The 23,483-nt window shown below is 38.2% G+C and carries 24 protein-coding genes and 1 other annotated feature; of the genes, 19 read left to right on the top strand and 5 right to left on the bottom strand.

All coding sequences use genetic code 11. The features are described from left to right. Positions 1-276 precede the first annotated feature (276 nt). From BN1206_RS07935 to BN1206_RS07915, 4 genes are all read left to right on the top strand, one after another. Complete coding sequence (locus BN1206_RS07935; protein WP_052543193.1) at positions 277-1,584, top strand: ApeA N-terminal domain 1-containing protein; 1,308 nt, start codon at positions 277-279, stop codon at positions 1,582-1,584. A gap of 91 nt (positions 1,585-1,675) precedes the next feature. Continuing rightward, positions 1,676-2,167 carry a hypothetical protein gene (locus BN1206_RS07930; RefSeq protein WP_052543192.1) on the top strand — a complete coding sequence of 164 codons (492 nt, stop codon included), beginning with the start codon at positions 1,676-1,678 and terminating at the stop codon, positions 2,165-2,167. A 223-nt stretch (positions 2,168-2,390) separates the two neighbouring features. Further along, the gene (locus BN1206_RS07925; RefSeq protein WP_022087699.1) at positions 2,391-3,383 is read left to right on the top strand and encodes an Abi family protein; all 993 of its coding nucleotides are present in this window, start codon (positions 2,391-2,393) and stop codon (positions 3,381-3,383) included. 631 nt (positions 3,384-4,014) lie between these two features. Then, positions 4,015-4,578, top strand: a complete 564-nt coding sequence (locus BN1206_RS07915) for a GNAT family N-acetyltransferase (protein WP_052543190.1) — start codon at positions 4,015-4,017, stop codon at positions 4,576-4,578. A gap of 32 nt (positions 4,579-4,610) precedes the next feature. Here BN1206_RS07915 and BN1206_RS07910 read toward each other — a convergent pair whose 3' ends face one another. Then, positions 4,611-5,111 (bottom strand): hypothetical protein, encoded by a 501-nt coding sequence (locus BN1206_RS07910; RefSeq protein WP_046433849.1) that lies wholly within the window; start codon positions 5,109-5,111, stop codon positions 4,611-4,613. A 688-nt stretch (positions 5,112-5,799) separates the two neighbouring features. Between BN1206_RS07910 and BN1206_RS07905 the strand changes: the two genes are divergently transcribed. From BN1206_RS07905 to BN1206_RS07885, 6 genes are all read left to right on the top strand, one after another. Beyond that, positions 5,800-7,137 carry a family 4 glycosyl hydrolase gene (locus BN1206_RS07905; protein WP_013438573.1) on the top strand — a complete coding sequence of 446 codons (1,338 nt, stop codon included), beginning with the start codon at positions 5,800-5,802 and terminating at the stop codon, positions 7,135-7,137. A 128-nt stretch (positions 7,138-7,265) separates the two neighbouring features. Further along, positions 7,266-8,036, top strand: coding sequence for a MurR/RpiR family transcriptional regulator (locus tag BN1206_RS07900; RefSeq protein ID WP_052543189.1), 771 nt, complete (start codon positions 7,266-7,268; stop codon positions 8,034-8,036). A 19-nt stretch (positions 8,037-8,055) separates the two neighbouring features. Next, complete coding sequence (locus BN1206_RS07895; RefSeq protein ID WP_052543188.1) at positions 8,056-9,051, top strand: asparaginase; 996 nt, start codon at positions 8,056-8,058, stop codon at positions 9,049-9,051. A gap of 97 nt (positions 9,052-9,148) precedes the next feature. Continuing rightward, complete coding sequence (locus BN1206_RS09930; RefSeq protein WP_013438570.1) at positions 9,149-9,289, top strand: hypothetical protein; 141 nt, start codon at positions 9,149-9,151, stop codon at positions 9,287-9,289. Positions 9,290-9,342: 53 nt separating this feature from the next. Then, a complete protein-coding gene (locus BN1206_RS07890) occupies positions 9,343-9,642 on the top strand; it encodes a hypothetical protein (protein WP_013438569.1) in 300 nt (99 codons plus the stop codon). Between the two features lie 115 nt (positions 9,643-9,757). Next, positions 9,758-10,150 (top strand): PTS sugar transporter subunit IIA, encoded by a 393-nt coding sequence (locus tag BN1206_RS07885; protein ID WP_013438568.1) that lies wholly within the window; start codon positions 9,758-9,760, stop codon positions 10,148-10,150. A 23-nt stretch (positions 10,151-10,173) separates the two neighbouring features. Here BN1206_RS07885 and BN1206_RS07880 read toward each other — a convergent pair whose 3' ends face one another. After that, positions 10,174-10,875, bottom strand: a complete 702-nt coding sequence (locus tag BN1206_RS07880) for a hypothetical protein (RefSeq protein ID WP_013438567.1) — start codon at positions 10,873-10,875, stop codon at positions 10,174-10,176. A 95-nt stretch (positions 10,876-10,970) separates the two neighbouring features. On the opposite strand from BN1206_RS07880, the gene BN1206_RS07875 reads away from it, so the two are divergent. The 3 genes from BN1206_RS07875 to BN1206_RS07865 all read left to right on the top strand — a co-directional run bounded on the left by BN1206_RS07875 (position 10,971) and on the right by BN1206_RS07865 (position 14,956). After that, a complete protein-coding gene (locus tag BN1206_RS07875; RefSeq protein WP_052543187.1) occupies positions 10,971-12,245 on the top strand; it encodes a TcaA 3rd/4th domain-containing protein in 1,275 nt (424 codons plus the stop codon). A 146-nt stretch (positions 12,246-12,391) separates the two neighbouring features. Further along, positions 12,392-13,141 (top strand): ABC transporter ATP-binding protein, encoded by a 750-nt coding sequence (locus BN1206_RS07870; protein WP_052543186.1) that lies wholly within the window; start codon positions 12,392-12,394, stop codon positions 13,139-13,141. Between the two features lie 12 nt (positions 13,142-13,153). Beyond that, entirely contained in the window at positions 13,154-14,956 is a 1,803-nt protein-coding gene (locus BN1206_RS07865; RefSeq protein ID WP_052543185.1) for an FtsX-like permease family protein, read from the top strand. Between the two features lie 50 nt (positions 14,957-15,006). Here BN1206_RS07865 and BN1206_RS07860 read toward each other — a convergent pair whose 3' ends face one another. After that, a complete protein-coding gene (locus tag BN1206_RS07860; protein ID WP_013642401.1) occupies positions 15,007-15,657 on the bottom strand; it encodes a histidine phosphatase family protein in 651 nt (216 codons plus the stop codon). A gap of 70 nt (positions 15,658-15,727) precedes the next feature. Next, on the bottom strand, positions 15,728-16,414 hold the full coding sequence (locus tag BN1206_RS07855) for a matrixin family metalloprotease (protein WP_052543184.1): 687 nt from the start codon (positions 16,412-16,414) through the stop codon (positions 15,728-15,730). Positions 16,415-16,567: 153 nt separating this feature from the next. On the opposite strand from BN1206_RS07855, the gene helD reads away from it, so the two are divergent. From helD to BN1206_RS07830, 5 genes are all read left to right on the top strand, one after another. Next, the gene (helD, locus tag BN1206_RS07850) at positions 16,568-18,874 is read left to right on the top strand and encodes an RNA polymerase recycling motor HelD (protein ID WP_013642399.1); all 2,307 of its coding nucleotides are present in this window, start codon (positions 16,568-16,570) and stop codon (positions 18,872-18,874) included. Positions 18,875-18,917: 43 nt separating this feature from the next. Further along, positions 18,918-19,151: a binding site (T-box leader), on the top strand. A 152-nt stretch (positions 19,152-19,303) separates the two neighbouring features. Further along, complete coding sequence (locus BN1206_RS07845) at positions 19,304-19,951, top strand: amino acid ABC transporter permease (protein WP_014566125.1); 648 nt, start codon at positions 19,304-19,306, stop codon at positions 19,949-19,951. Between the two features lie 16 nt (positions 19,952-19,967). After that, positions 19,968-20,588 (top strand): amino acid ABC transporter ATP-binding protein, encoded by a 621-nt coding sequence (locus BN1206_RS07840; RefSeq protein WP_013438559.1) that lies wholly within the window; start codon positions 19,968-19,970, stop codon positions 20,586-20,588. 3 nt (positions 20,589-20,591) lie between these two features. Further along, positions 20,592-21,410 carry an amino acid ABC transporter substrate-binding protein gene (locus BN1206_RS07835; RefSeq protein WP_013438558.1) on the top strand — a complete coding sequence of 273 codons (819 nt, stop codon included), beginning with the start codon at positions 20,592-20,594 and terminating at the stop codon, positions 21,408-21,410. Between the two features lie 2 nt (positions 21,411-21,412). Further along, the gene (locus BN1206_RS07830; RefSeq protein ID WP_013438557.1) at positions 21,413-21,865 is read left to right on the top strand and encodes a GNAT family N-acetyltransferase; all 453 of its coding nucleotides are present in this window, start codon (positions 21,413-21,415) and stop codon (positions 21,863-21,865) included. Here BN1206_RS07830 and BN1206_RS07825 read toward each other — a convergent pair. After that, on the bottom strand, positions 21,862-22,422 hold the full coding sequence (locus BN1206_RS07825) for an SGNH/GDSL hydrolase family protein (RefSeq protein ID WP_046433608.1): 561 nt from the start codon (positions 22,420-22,422) through the stop codon (positions 21,862-21,864). The two genes, BN1206_RS07830 and BN1206_RS07825, sit on opposite strands and share 4 nt — an antisense overlap. Positions 22,423-22,467: 45 nt before the next feature. Here BN1206_RS07825 and coaA point away from each other — a divergent pair, with 45 nt between their 5' ends. Further along, complete coding sequence (gene coaA, locus BN1206_RS07820; RefSeq protein ID WP_052543183.1) at positions 22,468-23,382, top strand: type I pantothenate kinase; 915 nt, start codon at positions 22,468-22,470, stop codon at positions 23,380-23,382. Positions 23,383-23,483 lie beyond the last annotated feature (101 nt).

Here is a 23,483-nt window from a genome sequence, read left to right as displayed (position 1 = left end):
TATGTGGTGAATATGCTAAATCCAGAAAAATATAGATAAATTATTTGTATTTGATGATATATTCATTTATTCTGAACATAGAGAGATCAATCCCTTCGCTTAATGGATACGTCCTATCGCGAAGGTTTTTTTGTGTCAAAAATTGATTAGTGTGTAAAGTGTTGAGCTTAAAAGCAAGATTAATAAGGCAAGAAAGCAACCGAGAAGTATGTGAACAAATATATAAAGGTAAGCTGAAGTATTGTAGAAGATAGGTTGTGAAGAGAGATGCATTATATGAATAAAAAATATCCATATTCTTTATTAAAGAAAAGTATTTTAAATAAGTTTGAAATTAAAGGCGGTTGGGTAACAGATTCTAAGGATATAAATGTGGTAGATAAATATAAATACGGAACTTTAAAATATACTTCGAATGACATTAATCTAACACTGTTTCAAGGCTTTCCTTCAAAAGATGAAAAAAAGATGTGTTTTAATGAGGAACCACAAAGATATCCAGATATTTATGGAAGAATAGCTGATATGACTAGTTATTATATACATGCAGTAAATAATAGTGAATTATCTATTCCTGTTTTTGCTGATCTTTTGCCTGTGCATACTCAAAAGATAAATGTTTCTTATTTCACAGTTTCTAATTATTTTCCAGTAAAGTCTGTGAGGATGAAAACATTAATAATTGGATCTACATTTTTAAACGAATGGTTAAAGCCACTGCAAAAAATGAGACCATTTGATGAGGATGATAGTTTTGGAATAAGAATTTATAAAAGTGAAAGTCAATTATTAGGGAATTTTAATTATAATAATCAAAAATTCGAAATGTTTTTTACAGGAAATGTAAATCAAGATGCTATTGCTAGGGGCAGACAAATTAATATAATAAACGATTCATTTTTACGAATAGCTTCTAAAGAAGAGATTACAGCTGAGAAAGCTTTGGAAATTGATAGCAAACTAAATAGATTATTCACGATAATATGTTCATCTCCAGTGAGTTCATCTTTAATTAGTTTAAGAGGTGAAAAATCATATATTTCTGATGTGTATTGTCCATCTAATTACCCAATAAACGAAAATAATACTAATATTATTTTTGAAGGTAAAGATTTTGAGCTTGAACGACTATTTTCTAATTGGTTTAGCATGTCCGATGAATTGAAACTGTTGACTGATAATTATGCAATAACTGTAAGTTATAGCGAAACTATTGAAAATAAGTTAATTAATTTAATTGAGGGTATAGAATCTTTTTATAGAAAAAATAATATTACTTTGTTCCAAGCAATGAAAAGGTTAATTCACAGTTTGCCTTCAGAGATTTTATATAAAATAACCGAATATGTTGGCAGTATTGATGAATGGTTGAAGAAATTAAGAAATACGCGAGTCTTTTTAACACATGGAACAGAAAGAAAAGCGAGATTTACTGATATTAATGAATTGATTGTTCAAGTAAATATTTTTCAAATTTTAATTCAATGTTTCATCATGAAAGAATTAGGATATGATTTTAAGAAAAATCATTGTAGAAAAATAGTACATAAAATCGATATGATTTTTAATACTTCATTTTTGTGAGAGTAATTAAAATGAAAAAAATATTTATTAAGTGTAAAGATATAATAGTAATTTTAAGCAGAATAACAAAAAATCGAAACTGTCAAATTTTTTGTGTAATGAAGATGCTCAACAAGAAATATTTAATCAATTAGCGAAGTTTTCTTCTGATGCGATAAAAGCACAACAGGAGTTCTCAGCTAGATTGGGTGCTGCACATTCTAAAGCTTTAGAAGAGTGGAATAAAAGTATAGATTTATTTAGATCACGTTATTACTCGGAAGCTGGAAATGATATAAGAAAATCGTTAGAGTTTTTATTAAGAGATATACTTAAAAATGGGACTTCTATAAAACAGCAGGTAAAGGGATCGGGTAAAGAGTTATTAAAGTCAAATTTAGGAAAATATCTTTCAAGTAAAGAAATAAATAAAATAAACATAACTTTTTTGATTAATATAATTACCCCCATAACACATATTTCTAATGAAAAATTCAAACATGGAGAGCCAACTGGATTAAGTGAAAAAGATTTGCGTTTTTATATGAATGAAACTTTTTTGGTTATGCAGAGATTGCTTGATATTGAAGAGAGTAAAAAATGATAAAGGCTGGCTGAAACAGATCTGGCAAATGCAATGATGAAGGCGTAGATTCAGATCTTGTTTGCCTGCTGAAGGTTAAATAGTAAGCGAAAACGGATCAATCTAGATTGACATTTACTAATAAAAACAGTAAAATATCATTAATCTAGTTTATTGATTGCTATGCGATCGCAAAGTGGGGTATGCCTTCGGGTATATCCTATTTTTGTTTACAGGAGTTTTTATGAATAATAGAATTGATAAACCTTTTAAAACAATAGATCAACAAATTTCTATATTACAAAGTAGAAATTTGTTATTTCATAATAAAGAAACGGCTACTAAAAATTTAGAAAGATATGGATACTATGAAATAATAAATGGTTATAAAGATAATTTTATGATTGATCCTTCTGATGATAAAAAAGGGTTTAAAGATAATGTGAGTTTCGATCATATATATCAGTTGTTTAATGTTGATCAGCAATTGAGAGCAGGAACAATAGAAGCACTCGAATATTTTGAGGCTAATTTAAGACAAGTAGTTGCATACACAGTATCAAAAAATATATCTTGTGATCAAAATATTTATATAAATAGAAGAAATTATAGTCATGGACGACGCTTTAGACATCCTAATGAATATCAATATCCTGTAGATAAATTGATGCATACTTTACGAAAAATTACCGAACGTAATGATCAACCATTTAAACACTATCGCAATGATCATGGAAATGTTCCTCCTTGGATCGTAGTTAAACGTCTTTCCTTAGGTAATTTAATTTGGTGGACAAAACTTTTAAAAAACACAGAAAAAGCTGAAGTAATTTCAAAAATGTGTGGTCTTCCAATAGAAATAGTTCAAAATAATGAAGAATTAAGAGAAATTTTTGGAGATTTTTTATCTTTATTGCTTGATTATAGAAATACTGCAGCACATGGTGGAAGAATATATAATCATTATTCTGAAAAACATAAACTTCCATATAGAGGATCGCTATATTCTAGATATTTTAAAGTAACGCAAGAAGAGTATAGCTTGGGTAAAGGTCAAAGTAGGCTGGGAGTTCTATTAAAAGGATTGAATCTCTTTGAAAATAAAGAAGCATATATAACCTTATTGGTTAATATAGAACTTGCACTAAAAGATTATTTGAAGTTATATCCTCAAGATAAGCAATATTTGCTGCAAACTATGGAGATTGATGAAAGTATTTTAAGTGATAACAATTAATAAAAAACGCAAGATTTATAATAGAAAGCATCTTTAAATTTAGGGATGCTTTTTTGCATAGAAATGAAAATTACTGAAATGCAACTTATTTTTGATATAAGAATCGGTGAAGCTTTACCAAATACGAATTATTGCCTAAACTAATTTCTATTTTTATCTAGCTAAAAATAAATAGTTTTATTATTATTTCAGTGAGGGAAATTTTTATTTTTGGAGGTTAAAAAATGAAATTCAAAAAGGGAGAGTCGGATCAATTCCGGCTCTTTTTATGCAATAAAAAAGCGAGGACTGCAAACATTGCAATCCTCGCCTTTAATATCCAGAACACAGATCAAGCGCCTGTCTATGCTAGAGGCTCCAGGCCTGATGGGTGTCTCGATATGTGGTATTTTTTATATTTCGATTGAAAGAATAATAGTCTTCTTCAAAATTCAATATCACAACAGCACCTCATTTCTATAAATCTGGGTTATGAATTTTTATCATAAAGTAAGCGCTTACCTTATTTATCCTTAATATATCATAAAATCGCCGAATTTTGTAGCATTTTAATTCTAGAAAGGGCAAAAAGAGTTAAAACATGTTACATTAGATATAGACAATATAGTAATTATTATTTTTAGAGGTAGAAATGATTAGACAAGCAAGAAAAACAGATTTTCCATTTGTATATCCTATTCTTAAGCAGATTTTTGACGAAATGCAGATGAAGTCGATCGAATCATTGCCAGAAGACCAATTCTATAGTTTGATGAAGCTCGGCTTTATTTCTGAAGACTATCGTTATTCTTACCGCCGTGTTTGGGTAGACGAAAGAGAGGGCAGAGTCGTTGGTATTCTCGACATGTATCCATACAAGGACCAAAAGATCATCGATGTTGTTTTGCGTCACAATTATGCTAAAACTGGCTTGCCGATTTCAACTGTGATTTTTGATGATCAAGAAGCTTGGCCACATGAGTGGTATATCGATTCCTTAGCTGTTCATCCCGACCACTGGGGTGAAGGAATCGCCAGCAGCTTGATGGATGAAGCTGAAAAGATTGCCAAGGATCATGGCTATAACATCATCAGTTTAAATGTGGATAAAGAAAATCCACGTGCACAAAAGCTCTATGTTCATAAAGGTTACGAAGTAGAGAAGTCAATGACCATTGGCGATCGTATTTACGACCACATGATCAAACATATTTAACGGCAAAAGGGATGCGAGAGGCATCCCTTTTTTTACGCATTTGATGGCAACATAAATCTTACTTCATTGTAGATATCCAATGCATTCTTCTTATGTCCATGAGCCAGCCAATCAGTAACGTGCGAGAACAGCACAGAAGTGAAGCCTTTGATGTGGTTATTTGAATAATCGCTGTTAAACAAGTGTGTTTGCATTTCTTTGAAAAAGGCGTTGCTGATGTCTTGGCAGATGTGACGGGATGCATTTTTTGATGCCAAATGATAAACATTAATGTAGAACAGGCGAGTGCGATCGATTTGCTTGAGATAAGCATAAATAATCTGTTCGGTGTCGTAGTCGCGGTAATCTAAAAAGTGCTGATGAATCTCATGTTGAATCGCATCAGAAAACAAGTCCGGCATGCTTGAGTATCTACTGTAGAAAACGCTACGCGTGATACCGAGTGCATCACAAAATTGCGTTACAGAATATGTCTTTAATAATGTAGTAGCTAATTCCTCTTTTAAAATTCTAATTGCTATATTTCTATTCATACATAATTCCCCTTTATATAGTACTTAATTAAATTACACCTATCTCTAACTTTCTCACTCACTTCATGGTTATAAAATATATCAGGAGTGGAATAATATAGCAATAGTCTTTTTTTATAATAATTTGTTTATAGCTTGATGTAAGCATGATCCACGCGCTTAATGTGCTTACAGGTAATGCAAAAAAATTTTTGTAAAATAAAAAAACATGACTACTGTAAATGAACAATAATCATGCGTAATCGCTGAAAACGTTGATTTAACAACATTCTTACTCAAGAATGCTTTAATACCGGGATTTGTAGCTATATAGTTAATCATTAATCTTATCTAATGGAAGATACAAAAAGGAGCAGGCTGTATGAAAATCGTGGGGCAAATTAAAAGAGTTCAAACAGATGACCAAACCATTTGAACCCTTGGATTAGGAACTTTATTAAGGTCAACTACCCTAGACTTCAGTCTAGGGTAGTTGACTAATTTCTCTCGGTTAAAGTAACAGGATAGCTATTCCGTATATGGTATAAAAAATATTTCATGGGTCGAAACGAGTTCCAAGCCGCGAAACAAAGTCTGAAGGCAATGAAAACGAATACATTTTCAAAAAATGATGATATAAATATAACCGTAAGGTAAATGAAACGGAACAAAAGAAGAGATAAAAACTTATTCAAAGGAGAGAAATAAGATGAACGGTAAGAAATATTCAGTAGTTATTGCCGGTGGTGGTAGTACTTTTACACCAGGATTTGTCCTCGACTTAATCAAGAGTCAAGACAAGTTCCCAATGAGACAATTGAAGTTCTACGATAACGATGCAGAACGTCAAAAGAAGATTGGTGAAGCTGTTAAGATCATCATGAAGGAAAGAGCTCCACAAATTAAGTTCTCATACACCACTGATCCAAAGGAAGCTTTCACCGACGTTGACTTCGTAATGGGTTCAATTCGTGTTGGTAAATACCACATGAGAAGCTTGGATGAAAAGATCCCATTGAAATACGGCGTAAATGGTCAAGAAACTACCGGACCCGGAGGAATGGCTTACGGTCTTCGTTCAATTCCTGCCATCATTCAAATCATTGACTGGATGCAAGAATACTCACCAAATGCTTGGATGATCAACTACTCCAACACCATTGCGATCGTTGCTGAAGCTTGCCGTCGTCTTCGTCCAAACGCAAAAGTTATCAACATCTGTGACATGCCTATTGATGACATGGACAGAATGGCAGCTATCTGCGGTCTTAACAGCTGGCATGACATTGACTTCAACTACTACGGCTTGAACCACTTCGGCTGGTGGAAAGAAGTTAGAAACAAGAAGACCGGCGAAGACTTGATGCCTAAACTTAAGGAATACGTTAAGGACCATGGCTATTGGGTAGGCGGTGAATACGACAAGAATACTGAAGCTTCATGGGAAGCAACATTCAAGAAGGTCGCCGACGACTACAAGATGGATCCAGAAACCTTGCCAAACAATTATATGCAATACTACTACTTCCCACAATATGAAGTAGCAAACGCTGATCCAAAGCACACTCGTACCGATGAAATTCGTGAACACCGTCAAAAGATTGTCTTCGGTGAATGTGAACGTATCGTTAAGGCTGGTACCGCTAAGGACAACATTTGGGACATCTCAGGTTTGCACTCAGAATATATCGTTGATATTATTCACGCTATTGCTTTTAACACTCACGAAAAGTTCTTGGCTAACTGCCCTAATAATGGTGCCATTTCTAACATGGATCCAGATTCAATCGTTGAAGTTCCTGCATTATTCGGTGCTGATGGTATTCAACCTATGGCAACTGGTAAGGCCGGCCGCTTCCAAAGAGGTTTGATGATGGAACAACAAACTTGTGAAAAGTTGGTTGTTGATGCCTACGTTGAACATTCTTACCAAAAGATGCTTCAAGCCTTCGCTTTGAACAAAACTGTACCAGACGCTTCAGTTGCTAAGAAGATTTTGGATGACATGATTCCAGTTAACGCTCCATACTGGCCAGAATTGAAATAATCCAGTTAAACTGCACACCTTTAAAACAAAAAATGAAAGGATAACCGTCTATGTGGCGGCTATCCTTTTTGCGTCTAACATGATATTCTTTTGGTAAAGACAAAATATAGGAAAGAAAGGAAAAAAAGATGGATTTAGAAGCAGCAGTCATGAAGAACAAAGAAGGTTTTAACGAGACTGATAAGGCGATTGTGAGCTACTTGTTGCAATATCCTGAAGCTGCCAGCAAGTTGAGTCTGATGGAACTTGCACAGAAGCTGTATGTTTCTAAGTCCGCTATTTTTCGTTTAAGTAAAAAGCTGGGGTTGAGTGGTTTTAGCGAGTTGAAGTTTGAATTGTCTGAATTAACGGCTAAAAAGGCGCAGCGCGAAAAGTATGCGCAAGGTTTGAATTTTGACGCTAATTTGCAAAAGATTCTGGAAGAGACCGTTAAGTATATTAAGGGTTTGAATCTGACTGATTTGTTCAATGATTTGGATCGCGCTGAAACAATTTATATTTATTCAACCGGTTGGCAGCAGCAAATCATTGCGGAATATTTGGCCCATTCCTTTTTCTTGATTGGTAAAAAAGCGATTATTCTGCCGAGTGCGCGCGACGAAGTTTCGATGCTTGGGCGGTCGGTGAAAACCAACGACATGCTGTTTGTGATTTCGTTTGGCGGCTTTAACAAGACGATTCTGGAAGAGCTAAAGAAAATCGATGCGGTCAATAACCAATTGAAGCTGGTTTCTTTGACTAGTTGGCAGCCAGGAAAGATTGCCTCACTGAGTAATTACAGCTTTTTCTTTAAAACGACGCCATTTCAGTTTAGCAATCAGAATGCGGTCACGTTCAGCTCAGCCTATGTTTTGATCGATTTGTTGATGAATGAGTACGGCAAGCATTGCGGTTTGTAAAAAATAGAGGATATGGATTATGAAGAAATTATTATTGCTATCAACAGGGGGCACGATTGCTTCTGTAGCATCTAACGCTGGTTTGGTACCTAAGGAAACTGGCGAAGAGTTAATCAAGATGCTGGGTAAATTGCCTTATGACATTCACGTCGAGGATATCTTGCAGCTGGATTCATCCAACATTCAGCCGGAAGAATGGAAGTTTATCGCACAAAATATCTATAAATACCGCAATGATTATGATGGCATCGTCGTTTCACACGGTACGGATACGATGGCATATACCGCTTCAATGCTGTCTTTTATGTTGAAGAATATTAATATCCCGGTCGTTTTAACGGGGAGTCAGGTGCCAATTAACATCGTCTTAAGTGACGCCCACGACAATTTGCGTTTGGCCTTTGCGGCTGCCGCTACTTGTCCGCCTGATATTTATTTGGCCTTCCACAACAAGGTAATGTTGGGTTGTCGCTCAGTGAAGGTGCGGACAACCAACTTCGATGCCTTCGAAAGTGTGAATGTGCCACCTGTAGCCACTGTTTCTTCTGATGGTTTGGTCTTCAATACTGACGACCATTTTCAAAAGAAGCACGATGGCGAGCCGGTTTTGAATACCAAGATCAATTCACACGTTTCTTTGGTCAAATTGTTCCCTGGTTTTGATCCGAATTTACTGTTTGCGATGGTAAATAGCGGCTGTCGCGGGATCGTTATTGAGGCCTATGGTTTGGGTGGGATGAACTTTATTCGCCGCAATATGGTAGCCGCAATCGGTAAGTTAATCCGTCGCGGCATCCCCGTCGTCGCCAGCAGCCAATGTTTATATGAACGTAGCGATTTAACCAAGTACGAAGTAGGACGTGAGGCCTTGCTTGAAGGTGCGATCAGCGCCTGCGATATGACGTCTGAGAGTGCGATCACTAAGTTGATGTGGGCTTTAGGCCAAGGCATGGATGTCCACGAAATCGATGATTTCTTCAATACTAATGTCGCTGGCGAAGTAACTCTTAAGTAAGTTTAAAAATTGTTACAATTCGGTTAAATGTAAGCGTACCCATTCCCGCGATGGCAAGCTCCGTGTATAATATAGAGATAAAAGGAGCGGTGCCCGGATGAAGAGTAAAGTTTTAGAAAAAATATGGATTATTCTGGCAGCATTAGGTATTGGCGTTTCCCTTTTTATCAATAATTCCAACAAGCTAATCGAGTCTAATGCATCAAACTTTTCCAACGCAATAATTAGTAAAAAGTAAATTAATTCAGTCACGCAAGTGGCTGTTTTTTATATAATAAAGAAAAACATGAAATGGACGTGAATGAATTGGATAATTTTGAAGAAGTTAGAAACAATTTGCAAATGATTGAAGAAATGCTTAACCGCATGCCACTTGAACACGGTGGTGAGAATGATGTTTTTGCAGTGACTGCTAAGGATATGGACGATTTGCTCAGCAATGTAACCCCAGACATGAACGGCAAAGATGTTGTGGAAAAGGCTAAGCCAATTTTACACACTTGCCACAAGGTTTTGGAATTGCGCAAGAAGGAAAATCGTTTGACTCCAGAACAAGAATCTTTGCTTGAAGACATCGAAAAGCTTGACTAAGAGTTTAATTGGAAAAAAATTATAAAACGGCCTGAAACAGGTACTGCGTGAGCTTCTGTGTTAAAATGTAAGTATAGAAATCGCTTACATTTAATACAAAAAAGAGGTAAAAATTATGGAACTTTTAATTGCAACTCATGAGGGCCTTGCTTCAGGCCTTGTTTCTGCACATGACATGCTGGTAGGCAAAAACGATCAAATTATGACAATTGAACTTAACGACAGCGGCATCAGAGACTTCCGCAGACGTTTTGCTGAATTGATGGACAGACATCAATCAGGTCAAGTTTTGATTTTGACTGATTTAAGAAATGGTACGCCACACTTGGTAGCTAAGGAATATGAAGAAGCTCACCCGGACAGCGTAAGAGTGGTTAGTGGTGCTAACTTGCCAATGGTTTTGGAATTAGGCCACAATTTAATTAGCGCTAATTTAGATGATGTCGCAAGAAGAGCCATCCAAGTTGGTCGCGGCGACATCGAAGTTGATAAAATGCAATTGGCATAAAGAAAAGACGGTATTTCTACCGTCTATTTTTTTGCAAAAAAGTGTTTGATTTTAGTGAAGATATTTTCTGGTTTTTGATTAGAATCATCAATGTTAGTAGGTTGAGTATTATTCTCCTTATTTTCTTGTTTAGTAGAAGAATAATATTTAGCCTTTTTTAGATTCTTATTTTGATGATGATTAGTCTTTTTCTTAGTACTTTTATGATCAGATAAGCGAATATGCTGGGTGGTTATGCTCTTTGATTTTCGATTGAAATAATGCTTTTCATCGGTCTGAGCTTCCATTGCAATATCAGGTCTGATGTAGTAAAGATCCCTACTTTCATAGCTGTTGATCAAGAAGACCAAAATATCATGCAGGTCGCAAATGCAGTGCCAGGCCTGCTTTTTATCAGGTTCTAACTTGCTATCATGAATGGCGGCGTTACCCATACGGCGGACTTCGTCGAATAAATCCATGATGCTAAGCGGATAATTGACCTCTGAGCGTAAGTAATGTGTATCGTTTCGCAAATTGCGGTATTCGCCATCGCGGATCGGATAATACTGGTTTAAATTTTCTAGCTTAAAAATCTTCTTCACGATCGTTTCAAGCAGCAGGCGTGCATTACTGATAACATCGCGATAGTCATCGATCGTATATAACTTATAAATTTTTTCTGCAGCAGGATATTGTTCATTGAAGTACTTGCTGTCTTTTAAAAAATCAAAATTAATTTCCATTATGTTTCCCTTTGATTAATTCAAAAAAGATATTTGCTATTTTAGCTCAACTTGGTACCCTAGTAAAAAAAGGTATTTTCAAATAGGGTGTAAACATGAAAAAACATAAAAAAACTTGGGCAACGGGGATCATTATTGTCTTAATCGGTATTCTCGCTGCCGCTGGTAATTTTTATTATACAAAAGATCGGCAAATTAACCGTATTGTAACGAATTTACGCAATCCAAAAACTGGAATGGCAAAATACGTAACAGCTTCAACGCCAGATATGAACGTCACCGATAGCAGTTTAAAACCGCTCCAAAGCTATTTTAAAGAGCACAAGCAAGCTGCTAACCGTTTAGCTTATAACTTGCGTCACAACCGTGATAGCGGCGAAATTCAGTTGGTAGAATCCGGCAGATACTTCCTGTTCTTTCCAAAATACACGCTGCGTGTGCAAGTCTATCGTCCGCAGATTAAGACCAACCACGCTGGTTCAACTTTGATGATTAACCACAAAAATTATGGTCAAATGGAAGGTGGCAACCAGAACTACTACCAAGATTTAGGCATGGTTTTCCCAGGACGCTACCACATTTCAGTTAAATCAACGGTTAACGGCCGCAAGCTTGATGCCGATTCAATCGTCAATATTTGGTCCAACAAGACCGTCGATATGAATATCAAGACGGCTACGTTCCAAATCCGCAGCGTGCCTAACGGCGTCATCTACGTCAACGACCGTAAGGTAGGTAAGCTCAACAAGTACGGTAATTATACTTTTAAAGACTATCCAATTGCTAAGCGCATGGAAATCTACATCCAAAGCACCGTTAACGGCAAGAAGATCAAGTCCGAAACGGTTAGAGACTTGTCACAATCAATCAGCTCAGAATTTAGCGATAGTGAAGATGATGTGACCGACTACGACAATACCGCAGATACTTACCAAGGCAACAGCGAAAAGGACGTCTACCAAGATGAGGAAGGCGACTACATTGTCAATCCGATCTGGCCTGGTTTGATTCAGGCGGGGGATGCCGCTAGAATGCTCTACAACAACTTCAAGGAGCCAGACGCCGAAGCCTTTGAAAATGGTGAAGATAATGCCGACTACAAGAAGATTGCTAAGCAAGTTAAGGCTTGGAAGAAGAAAAAGAATCTTAAGAAGTACAGCGTGAAGGTGAAGGTAATCTCAGTCTTGCCAGGCGAACGCAATTACAGCAATGTGAACTATGAAGTAACCTTTATCAGAAAGTTTAAGGACAAGAGCAAAAAGAAAGAGAAGTTGTCATACCAGAACGCTATTTTCCATCAAGTCGATGGTCAACAAGAGATTCAAACTTTAGGAAAGTGCAGATTAATCAAAACAAAAACTAGCAATTAAAGCTTGATGTTATAGGCTTTTCCACTTGTTAAAAAGTGGGAAAGCTTTTTTTGTGCCAAAAACAGATTGACAAAATTGTAATATCATATTACTGTATTAATTGAATAATACAGTAAAACAAAAAGCAGAAAAATGAGGTTTTTAAAATGAATGAAATTCTTGTGGTGGACAATATCACCAAGACTTACGGGAAAAAAAGCGAAAAACAATACCAAGCTTTGAAAGGCATCAACTTCAAGGTCACCTCAGGCGAATTCGTCGCAATCATGGGTGCTTCAGGCTCTGGTAAGACTACCTTGTTAAACATTCTTTCAACGCTTGATAAGCCAACTACCGGCCAAGTTTTTATCAACGGTAAAGACATCAGCAATTTAAATGCCAACCAAATGGCTGACTTCCGTAGTAAGGAAATTGGATTTATCTTCCAAGACTTCAACTTATTGGAAAATTTGACCAACCGTGAAAATATTGCGTTGCCACTCAGCTTGCGCGGTATTTCAACTAATCGCATTAATCCACTTGTGGATAAAATTGCAGTTAAGTTGGGGATTAAAGAAATTTTGGACAAATATCCAGCTGAAATTTCTGGTGGTCAAAAGCAGCGTGTTGCTTCAGCTCGCGCACTTGTTCACGAACCAGCCATGCTGTTAGCCGATGAACCAACCGGTGCGCTGGACTCTAAGAGTGCCCGTGAACTTTTAAATACAATGGAAAACTTAAACAAAAACGATGGCGTAACTACTTTGATGGTTACCCACGATCCATTTTCCGCCAGCTTTGCCAACCGCATTTTATTTATCAAAGACGGTAAGATCGGTGAGCAAATGGTAAAGGGTAACAAGAGCAGAACTGATTTCTACCATGAATTAATTGCTCACTTAGGAACCGAAGAATAGGAGGTGAGAAGCATGATTTGGAAGCTATCCTTAACTGGGATTAAAAGCCGGTTAAAAGACTACACGGTGCTGTTTTCAGGGCTAGTTGTAGCCAGCATGATTTTCTACATGTTCTTGTCTTTGGCCATTAATCCCGGTTTTATGAGTCACGACGTTAACGCACCGGGAAATTACTTAAGCTTTATTTTCGGCTTTGGTATTGTCCTGCTCGCAATTATCACATTTGTTTATCTGGTTTACGCCAATTCGTTTTTGCTGAGCATGCGTCAGCACGACTACGGCATGTTTATGATGCTGGGGGCAAAGAGTTCCAGGATCGGTTTATTGATCTTCTGTGAAACTTTGCTTACAGGAATTATTGCAGCCGTACTTGGTATTTTTATTGGGTTTGGCTTAACTGCACTTATTTCTAAATTATTAATTGCTAACCTTGGTCTTAAAATTACACACTTCCAAGTAATTTTGCCTAGTGCGATTATTTGGACCTTGATCTTCTTTGTTGCAATTTTCTTCCTTGCTGCTTTAAGAAACGCGCATAAACTCGTTAGAAGTAAAGTCATTGACTTGCTTCACGAAAGTCAAAAGCCAATTAAACTTAGCCGTAAAAATGGTTTAAGAGTTTTTGAGGCAATTTTAGGTATTGTACTTTTAGCAGCTGGTTACTACATCATGAGGATGCCAGCTAGCGCAATTTTCTTCATCATTCCAGCTGCTTTAATCACTATTGTTGCTGGTACCTACTTCACTTTCGACTCTCTTTTCACTCTCATTATTAATTTCCTACTTAAAAGAAAGAACTTCGCTTACCGCGGTATTCGTATCTTCACTCTAGGTCAATTAAAATTCAGAATTCGCGATTACACCCGTATTCTTTCAGTTATCTCACTACTTTTCGCATTAGCACTTGGTGCCATTACTGTTGGTCTTAACTTCAACTCTTTGAATGACCAAGCTGTAAAAAGCACATACTATGACGCAACAATCATTGAAAACAGTCCGGCTGTTCAAAAGAATGTGGATAAAATAGACATCAAAACCAGATCGACATATCACTATGTTGAAACTAAAAAAGACGTTTACTTCGATAAAAGTGAATTTGAAAAGACACCATTAAGAGACGTTAAGTTTAAACAAAACGGTAATAACTTCCCGATTTATAAACCAGTTACGCTTAAAACTAGCGAACTCACTATGAAAGACAGTTACGCTGGCAATGTTTTGAGAATTCAAACTAATACTTTAGGTAAGACAGTCAAATTAGTTTCATCCAATCAGTTAAAGAATATCCAAGGACAAAAGAAGTTTATTACTTTAATTACAGTAAAAGACTTTGTTAAGGATTACCTAACTTTGATGAAATTGGAGAAGGTGCAACTGGCATCTAATCCAGCCATGGCTCAAGCTTTGTCACGAACCAAACCATTCTCATACCAAATGATTTTGGGTTTTACCAGTGGTTTCGAATTCATGGGGTTCTTCCTGGGAATCGCATTCCTCACCATGCTTGCATCCACATTGATGTTCAAAGTTTTGAGCGGCGCCGCCAGCGACAAGATGCGCTACGAAATGCTTTATAAGATTGGTACTAGAAGAAAGGGGCTCAAGCAATCCATTAGACACGAAATTGGCGTGTTATTCCTTCTTCCTGGGATCCTCGGTGTGATCGACGTCTTGTTTGGACTCAGATTATTTACAGCACTTTTGCCACATCCATACATGGGCTTCTGGGTACCATTCTCAATCTTCATTGTTCTCTACTTCATCTACTATGCCGTTACAGTTAAACTGTATGAAAACCTTGTTTTGCAAAAATAGATAAAAATAAAAAAAGCAGTTTTCCAATTGGAAATCTGCTTTCTTTTTGGCTATAAATGCATCTTGTTCCAGCTAGGGATCTTAATCTCGCCCTTGGCACTCATTGTCATAATGGTGATTGAAGCGTTTCTAGGACCCGGTACAAGAGGGATGTTATCACCGTAGCGGTACCACAAACTTCTAATAGTAAAGCCGTGTGTTACAAGCAAAATATTTTCGGCACCATCAAGTTGGCTGATCAACTTAAAACCTTTATCAAGACGTGCCCAATATTCTTCAGCGTTTTCTGCATCGTGGTATGGGTCGGCATCCTTAATCCAGTCCTTGATCGTATCGATACTTTCGTGGGCAAATAGTTCTTGTCTAGTTGCGTAGCCGTGGCTGCCACCGATCATGCGCCAGGCCATTTCAGAATCGAGGCCTTCGAAGTAGCCATAGAATTGTTCTCTAAAGAATGGGCTAGCAAGGTGTTGCAATTCATCCTTGTTGACGTTGTGCTTCATGATGATTTCACAGGTATCGCTAGCTCTCTTTAAGTCACTAGACAAAGCAATATCGAATGGGACGTCCTTTAAAGCTTCACCGGCCTTTTCAGCACCTTCAATGCCTGGTTCAGTTAATGGAGTATCGCACCAACCTTGCATCTTGTTGTAACGGTTAATATAAGTTTGACCATGTCGAACGACGTAAATTCTCTTCATTTCTGTCTCCTTATAAAAATAAAAAACTCACCGTTTATTTTATTTAAAAAAGGTGAGCAGATAAAGCTAATTATTTTTCATGATAAATTTTTCTGACGTTCTGAATATCTTGTGGTTGAATTGTGTAGATCGAACCTTTAGGATACATGACTGACACGGAATTGGTGTGGTTTAAACCAATTGCGTGGCCCAATTCGTGTTCAGCCGTGTTGACGATGCGTTTGTTGCTGTAGCCGTACCACTCGTTTTGCAAGTAGTAGCGGTTCAAGTGTACGTCGGCTTTTAACAAATGACCCGTTGATGGGTTATAAGTCGTTGCCGTTTCACCGGCTGCATTGGTATCGCTGTCGTCAACCGTGCTGATCACGATCTGGGCGCGACTTTTATCATCAGTTTGGTAGAAAGTGAAAGCACCCGTTCTGTTCCAGGCGTTCATCGCATCGATTGCGGCCGAACGCAACTGGAGGTTGTTTTTAATATCAACATAGACATTGGCTTCAGGCTTTGACCAAACACGAGTCTCAGAAGAATTATCATTTTCAGTTTTATCAGTATTAGTTTTTGTATTTGAATTAATGCCATTTTTGGGCGCTGTTGCCGTTCCCGTCGTGAGCAACTGGTTGATGCGATAGCTGAGTGTCACTAAGGAATCATTGGTTGCTATTTGGAAGTCAGGATTATTTTTATAAGTCCAAACACCAAAGGCGAGAAGAGCAAGCAAGAAAATATTTCGAATAAATCTAAAAAATGTTCTCATACTTTATTTTCAACTCCAATGCTGAAATTATAATCTTTAGAACTTAAATTTTCACTGATTTTTACTTATATTTTGGTTACGAGCATGAAAACTATCATGAAAGCGCTATTTATGGTAAAATAGATAGCAAATTTTTATGGGAAAGGTGATTAAATGGCTACAGCCAAAACTGAAAATAATGAAAAAGAACTTGAACAAAAGCACCTTGATAACATAATGGAACAAATCAAGGAACGCGAAAAGTCCTTAAAGAAATCTATCAAATCAGCTGAAGGCGAAGCAAGAGAGCTTAATTCACACTTTTTTGACGATGTGAAATTGGACTACGATGGCTATTCCACTTCAATGGAAACTGCCTTGTCAATTCACCAACAGCAACAATTATTAAGTGAACGTGAACATGCCTGGCAACATTCAGCTAAGCAGCTCGACACGGTAGAACGCCTTGAGAAGCGGCCATACTTTGCACGTGTAGATTTCAAGGAAAACGGCGAAGAAAAGCCTGAAACCATCTATATTGGCTTAGGTTCCTTTGCAGATAAAGATGATCATTTCTTGATTTACGATTGGCGTGCACCTATTTCTTCAATTTATTATGATGGAAAACTAGGCAAGGTTACTTATAATTCGCCAGAAGGCGAAATCACCGTTGATATGACCAAGAAACGTCAATTCATGATTGAAGACGGCAAGATCATCAACATGTTTGACACCAACGAATCAATCGGCGACCAAATGCTTTTGTCTGTTTTATCTGAAAAATCCAGTACGAAGATGAAGTCGATTGTAACGACGATTCAACGTGAACAAAACAAGATCATTAGAAATACGAGTGCTGACTTGTTGTTTGTTCAAGGTGCAGCTGGTTCTGGTAAGACTAGTGCTATTTTGCAAAGAATTGCCTTTCTTTTGTACCGTTACCGTGGCAACCTGACTTCAAGCGACGTCATCATGTTTAGTCCAAACCAATTGTTTAACGACTACATCAAGAACGTTTTGCCTGAAATGGGTGAACAAAACATGGTTCAAATGACCTACTGGCAATTTGTGGCTCGTCGTTTGCCAGGGATGAACGTTGAGAACTTGTTCAAGCAATTCGAAGATCAAACTGCCGATACCAACATCAGCAAGTTCAAGGATTCAGTTAACTTCTTTAACTTGCTTACCCGTTATGCAAAACGCCTTAATAAGCGCGGCGTGATCTTTAAAAACATCTACTTCCGCGACAAGAAGAAGCCATACTTTGATAAAGACAAGATCAAAGAAATCTACTACTCATTCAATGAAAATTATAATTTGGCTAACCGTATCGATGCTACGCGTGAAGAATTGATCAAGATACTTAACCGCAAGATTACGCCTGAAACTAAGAAGGCTTGGGTAGCTCACACCATTGAAGGGATGAGCCAACAAGAATTGAACGACTTGTACGATCGTCCTGACCAAGAATTCGAATCTGAAGCCAAAGAAGAGGCCTTCTTGGGTAGAAAGATTGTTTTAGCCGCTTTAAAGGGCGTACACAAGCGTATTTTGCACAACCACTTCTTTAACATGCGTGCACAATACCTGAGCTTTTTGCGTGCCGTGCCTAAGATGGTTGATTTAAGCAAGTGGGACATCGACGAAGACGAATGGATGAAGCACGTTGAAGAGGTAAAGAACAACTTCAAGAGTCATGATATTGCGATGAGCGACGTTTCCGCATACTTGTACCTCTACGACTTAGTTACTGGCCGCAGAACCGACTACGAGATGCGTTATGCCTTTATCGATGAAATTCAAGACTACACGCCATTCCAATTGGCTTACCTGAAGTACAACTTCCCACGGGCTAAGTTCACCATGTTGGGTGACTTAAACCAGGCTATTTTTACCAAGGACGAAAGCCGCAGCTTGCTTAAGCAGATTTCTGGTTTGTTTGATCCAGAAAAGACCGACGTAGTGCAGCTTACTAAGTCATACCGTTCAACTAAGGAATTGACCAACTTCACCAAGCAAATTTTGCGTCAAGGTGAGAAGATCGAAGCCTTTAACAGAAAGGGACCTAAGCCAGTTATCTGGGGCAGAAAGACTGACGAAGAAGCCGTCGCCGTTTTGAGCAATGTTTTGCGTGATAATGAAAAGCATAAGATGACAACTGCAGTCATCACCAAGGATTTAGCTAGTGCTGAATTTGTTCACAAGATGTTAGCTGACCGCGGTGAAAAGGCTACTTTAATTGCGACCGCTAACCAGCGTTTGGTTGATGGGACTTTGATTATTCCATCATACTTGGCTAAGGGGCTAGAATTCGACGCTGTCATCATGTGGGGCGCTTCAAAAGAAAACTACCACCGCGTCGATGAAACGCAATTGGTTTACACAATTACTTCACGTGCTATGTACAAGCTGGACATTATTTACACCGGTGAAAAGAGTCCATTACTCGATGCAGACAAGAGTACCTACGAAGAAAAATAATTGACAAATCAATTTTTGTCGTTTATTATCTTAATCAATATTAAAAACAACTTAGAACAGAAGCAGTAGTACCTATCGCAGTAATAGAGAGTTTCTGATGGTGGAAATGAAACATACGCTGGTATGAAGTCACATCTGCGAGTTGATTTTCTGAAACAAGTAGGAGAACCCGGGGTTAGCCCGTTACAACTAAAGGTTGATTATCGAACTTATTGAGGCAGACTGCGTGAGCAGTTTGTGAACATGAGGTGGAACCGCGATTTCATTCGCCCTCGTAGCCAATTAGGCTATGGGGGCTTTTTCTTTTCGATCATCAACCTAGTGAGGCATTTTGCGTGAGCAAGTGCAAACATGAGGTGGAACCACGATACAGTCGTCCTCTTAGGCTAGTCCTAAGAGGACTTTTTTATTAGGAAAATGGGTGAGAGTATGTCGCTGAAATACATTACAGAAATATTGCCAGCTTTATTTAGTGGAGCGGGAATGACGTTAAGCATCTTCTTTTGGACTTTAATTTTGGCTACGCCGCTGGGAATTTTAGTTTCATTGGGAGAAATGAGCAAGATCAAGCCGCTGAAGTGGATCGTTAACTTTTATGTCTGGATCATGAGAGGGACGCCGCTGCTTTTACAATTAATTTTTGTCTTTTATGGTTTGCCAATCATTCATATTGTCTTTCCACGTTACCAAGCTGCCTTATTTGCCTTCGTCTTAAACTATGCTGCTTATTTTGCTGAAATTTTCCGGGGCGGTTTTCAATCGATTGATCAAGGTCAATTTGAGGCGGCACAAGTTTTGCACTTGAATCGCTGGCAGACAATGACCAAGATCGTTATTCCCCAGGTGATCAAAATCGTGTTGCCATCAATCGGTAACGAAGTCATCAATTTGGTTAAGGATTCATCATTGGTTTACGTAATTGGTTTGGGCGACTTGCTTAGAGCAGGTAACGTTGCGATGGCAAGGGATGTAACCTTAGTGCCACTAGTACTAGTCGGCGTCATCTACTTGTTCTTGATCAGTATTTGCGCCTTTATTCTTAAGCGGCTTGAAAAGCACTTTTCTTATTACAAGTAGGGTCAGGTGAAAACAAATGTTAGAAGTAAAGAACTTATGCAAGGAATTTAACAACCGTCCGATTTTGAAGGATATTTCTTTCACTTTAAAAGATGGCGAGATTATGACGATCGTGGGCCCATCTGGCGCCGGTAAAACCACTTTGCTTAGAATTATCGCGGGCCTTGAAACTAAGGATAGCGGCGAAATTTTAATCGATGGCAAGCCATATGATCCCGGCAATGTCGGCGTCGTTTTTCAGGATTTCAACCTTTTCCCTAATTTAAACGTACTGCAAAACATTACGCTAGCACCAACGATGGTGCTTAAGGAATCCAAGGCTGAAGCGGAACAAAACGCCCAAAAGCTGCTGGACCAATTGCAGATGAATGGTCGAGAAAAACAGTACCCGTACCAATTATCAGGTGGGCAAAAGCAGCGGGTGGCAATTGCTAGAGCTTTGGCCATGAATCCAAGAATTTTGTGCTACGACGAACCAACTTCCGCCCTTGATCCTAATTTGCGTAAAGAAGTGGAAAAGATGATCTTGGATTTGAAGAAGTCAGGCTTAACGCAATTGATCATCACGCACGATTTAACCTTCGCTAAGAACGTGGCCGATCAGATGCTTAAGGTCCAGCCATTAAGTGAGGCGTAGCCTATGAAGAAAAGATGGATTTTCGTTTTATTAGCTACTTTAATGCTAGTGCTAACTGGTTGTGAAAGCGTGCAGGAACGCGCAAATACGCAAGACACTTGGAGTAAGATCGCACAGAAAAATCAGGTTGTGGTGGGTCTTGATGACAGTTTCGTGCCCATGGGTTTTGAGAAAAAGAATGGGCAGCTAACTGGTTATGACATTGATTTAGCTAAGGCTGTGTTTAAACAATATGGCATCCACGTTAGTTTTCAAACGATCGACTGGTCGATGAACGTCACAGAATTGCGTAACGGCACAATCGACTTGTTATGGAACGGCTACAGTATTACGCCTGAACGTAAGAAAAAAGTGGCCTTTAGTCGACCATATTTGCGCAACAGACAGGTACTGGTCGTTAAGAAGGACAGCGGCATTAATTCGTTTAAGCAGATGAAAAAGTATGAATTAGGGATGCAAACCGGTTCAACTGCCGAGCAGTGGTATGAAACTAAGCAAAATGTTTTGCACGCAAAAAAGACCGTGCTCTATGACACGATCTCTAATTCGTTCTTAGATTTGAATGCCGGTCGGATTCAGGGTATTTTATTAGATGAAGTTTATGCCAACTACTACATTGCCCACATGACTAAGAGCAAGGACTACAAGGTGATTCAAAATGATAATGTGCCAAAGGATTTGTTTGCGGTCGGAATGCGTAAGGGTGACAAGACTTTGCGTAAAAAGGTCAATGCCGGCTTAGTTCGCTTGCAAAAAAATGGTACACTAGCTAAGTTGAATAAAAAGTGGTTTGGCAAGGAAAGCAATTATTTAGGTAGATAGCAATGAAGCAGATAAATGATTTTACCCTGAAAAAGATTGATGAAATGAGCGGCCGTGAGCTGTTTTGCACGGAAAGATTGCGTGAAGAAACGTTTGTGACCGAGCAAAAGATTACTTTGCCTGAACTTGATGACCAAGATTTGATCGCAATTCAAGCGTACCGTTTGAACGATGATCAAACGAATGCGCTGGCTACTTGTCGGATTTTTGAAGAAGATGGCAAGTGGATGTTGGGCCGCGTTGCGGTGTCAAAGGCGGCTAGAGGGATGCACCTCGGCAGCAAGATGGTTGAAGCGGTACAAGAATACTTACGCGAAAAGGGCGTAGCGGCGTTATACTGCCATGCCCAAATGCGGGTTGAACCGTTTTATGCCAAATTAGGCTATCAAGAAATCGGCGAGCCATTTGAAGAAGCTGGCATTCAGCACATCATGATGAAAAAGGACTTGAACTAATCGAGTTCTTTTTTAATTGTGGGCACAATCTGGTTAACCAGAAATCCGTTACCTTTATCAGTTAAATGCTGGCCATCTGCTTGGTAATATGTCGATATGTGTTTGAGCTTTCTCATGGCCGGAAGAATATCCACAAATGGTGATTTGTGCTCAAAAGCAACTTTTTTGGCGATCGAGTTAAACAAATCGAGGCGCTCATCACCATAAAATTGATTGATTTCGCTATTTGTGGGATCGGGATAACAAAGTCCCACAACGACGCTTTTACCTACAGCATCAAGGATTTGATCTAGATTTCTTTCATAGTTTTCAGGACTAATGCCCCATGCCGTTGCGGCGTCGTTATTACCGTATTCAACAACAGTTAAATCTTTTTCTGCAGGAATCTGCACTAAATAATCAACGCCTTCGATGGTAGTTGCACCACTTTTAGAGATGTTTTCCACCTGTGCATAATTTTTAAGCTGTTTTTTAAACAAATTAGTTACAAGATTGGTGTCACAGCCGTCACGATAACCGTTGAAAATTGAATCGCCAAATAAAATTATTTTTTTCATAGTTTCAGCCTTTCCGTTATAATAAGTAAGTTAGAGGAACAGGATATGAAGAATTATACAAGCTTTGAAAGAAATGAATGGGCAAAACTTGCGCCCAAAAATAAAGTAAACATCACTAAAGAAGAACTAGCTAACATTAAGTCTTTAGGCGATGTAGTTGATTTAACCGACGTCCACGAAATTTACACTAGTTTGATTAGCTACTTACACTTAGTTTATCAACAAAAAAAGAATGAACAAAAGGCTCAGATTGAATTTTTACATAAGGATTTTAAGCCGGCTCCATTTATTATCGGTATTTCTGGCTCCGTTGCGGTAGGAAAATCGACGACGGCTCGTTTATTGCAGTTACTTCTTAAAAGAATGTACCCGGACTTAAAAGTGCATTTGATGACCACTGATGGCTTTCTATATCCCAATGAGGAATTGAAACGTCGTGACCTCATGCCACGCAAGGGATTCCCTGAGAGTTACAACATGACGATGCTCAGCGATTTCTTGAGCGACGTGTTAAGCGGGAAAAAAGACATCGTGTATCCACTGTATTCACAGGAATTGAGCGACATTGTCCCTGGAAAATATGGTCATGTGAAGAATCCTGATGTTTTGATTATCGAAGGCATCAACACTTTGCAGCTGCCGGAAAGCGGCCAAGTCGTAACGAGCGACTTCTTCGATTTCTCTATTTACATCGACGCTGACGAAGATTTGATTGAAAAATGGTACATGCAACGCTTCAAGAAGGTCTTGAAACTAAACAAAGATAAGCCAAATAATTTCTACTATGAAATGGCTAACGGTCCGCTAGATGATGCTTTAAAGCTAGCTGAAGAGACCTGGCAAATGGTCAACTTGGTCAACCTGCGTGAATATATTGCGCCAACAAAGAAACGAGCTAGTTTGATTTTGCATAAAACAAATGGACATTTAATCGATCGAATTTACCTAAGACATATTTAATTTGGTATACTGTAAATTATGAATACGATTTATTTATTATTAATTAAAAAATTTGCTTTGCCCCCAGCGTGTTAAAAAAGAGAAAAACGCAAAAATTAAAA

It is taken from the genome of Lactobacillus sp. OTU4228 (genome assembly GCF_001006945.1).
In the GTDB taxonomy this organism is placed as follows: domain Bacteria; phylum Bacillota; class Bacilli; order Lactobacillales; family Lactobacillaceae; genus Lactobacillus; species Lactobacillus amylovorus.
Note: the sequence above shows the minus strand (reverse complement) of the source record. Positions and strands in the feature narration are given on the sequence as shown.

Coding starts and splice junctions, on each gene's coding strand:
- BN1206_RS07935 (WP_052543193.1), top strand. CDS start 277: ATGAATAAAAAATATCCATATTCTTTATTAAAGAAAAGTATTTTAAAT.
- BN1206_RS07925 (WP_022087699.1), top strand. CDS start 2,391: ATGAATAATAGAATTGATAAACCTTTTAAAACAATAGATCAACAAATT.
- BN1206_RS07915 (WP_052543190.1), top strand. CDS start 4,015: ATGATTAGACAAGCAAGAAAAACAGATTTTCCATTTGTATATCCTATT.
- BN1206_RS07910 (WP_046433849.1), bottom strand. CDS start 5,111: ATGAATAGAAATATAGCAATTAGAATTTTAAAAGAGGAATTAGCTACT.
- BN1206_RS07905 (WP_013438573.1), top strand. CDS start 5,800: ATGAACGGTAAGAAATATTCAGTAGTTATTGCCGGTGGTGGTAGTACT.
- BN1206_RS07900 (WP_052543189.1), top strand. CDS start 7,266: ATGGATTTAGAAGCAGCAGTCATGAAGAACAAAGAAGGTTTTAACGAG.
- BN1206_RS07895 (WP_052543188.1), top strand. CDS start 8,056: ATGAAGAAATTATTATTGCTATCAACAGGGGGCACGATTGCTTCTGTA.
- BN1206_RS09930 (WP_013438570.1), top strand. CDS start 9,149: ATGAAGAGTAAAGTTTTAGAAAAAATATGGATTATTCTGGCAGCATTA.
- BN1206_RS07890 (WP_013438569.1), top strand. CDS start 9,343: ATGGACGTGAATGAATTGGATAATTTTGAAGAAGTTAGAAACAATTTG.
- BN1206_RS07885 (WP_013438568.1), top strand. CDS start 9,758: ATGGAACTTTTAATTGCAACTCATGAGGGCCTTGCTTCAGGCCTTGTT.
- BN1206_RS07880 (WP_013438567.1), bottom strand. CDS start 10,875: ATGGAAATTAATTTTGATTTTTTAAAAGACAGCAAGTACTTCAATGAA.
- BN1206_RS07875 (WP_052543187.1), top strand. CDS start 10,971: ATGAAAAAACATAAAAAAACTTGGGCAACGGGGATCATTATTGTCTTA.
- BN1206_RS07870 (WP_052543186.1), top strand. CDS start 12,392: ATGAATGAAATTCTTGTGGTGGACAATATCACCAAGACTTACGGGAAA.
- BN1206_RS07865 (WP_052543185.1), top strand. CDS start 13,154: ATGATTTGGAAGCTATCCTTAACTGGGATTAAAAGCCGGTTAAAAGAC.
- BN1206_RS07860 (WP_013642401.1), bottom strand. CDS start 15,657: ATGAAGAGAATTTACGTCGTTCGACATGGTCAAACTTATATTAACCGT.
- BN1206_RS07855 (WP_052543184.1), bottom strand. CDS start 16,414: ATGAGAACATTTTTTAGATTTATTCGAAATATTTTCTTGCTTGCTCTT.
- helD (WP_013642399.1), top strand. CDS start 16,568: ATGGCTACAGCCAAAACTGAAAATAATGAAAAAGAACTTGAACAAAAG.
- BN1206_RS07845 (WP_014566125.1), top strand. CDS start 19,304: ATGTCGCTGAAATACATTACAGAAATATTGCCAGCTTTATTTAGTGGA.
- BN1206_RS07840 (WP_013438559.1), top strand. CDS start 19,968: ATGTTAGAAGTAAAGAACTTATGCAAGGAATTTAACAACCGTCCGATT.
- BN1206_RS07835 (WP_013438558.1), top strand. CDS start 20,592: ATGAAGAAAAGATGGATTTTCGTTTTATTAGCTACTTTAATGCTAGTG.
- BN1206_RS07830 (WP_013438557.1), top strand. CDS start 21,413: ATGAAGCAGATAAATGATTTTACCCTGAAAAAGATTGATGAAATGAGC.
- BN1206_RS07825 (WP_046433608.1), bottom strand. CDS start 22,422: ATGAAAAAAATAATTTTATTTGGCGATTCAATTTTCAACGGTTATCGT.
- coaA (WP_052543183.1), top strand. CDS start 22,468: ATGAAGAATTATACAAGCTTTGAAAGAAATGAATGGGCAAAACTTGCG.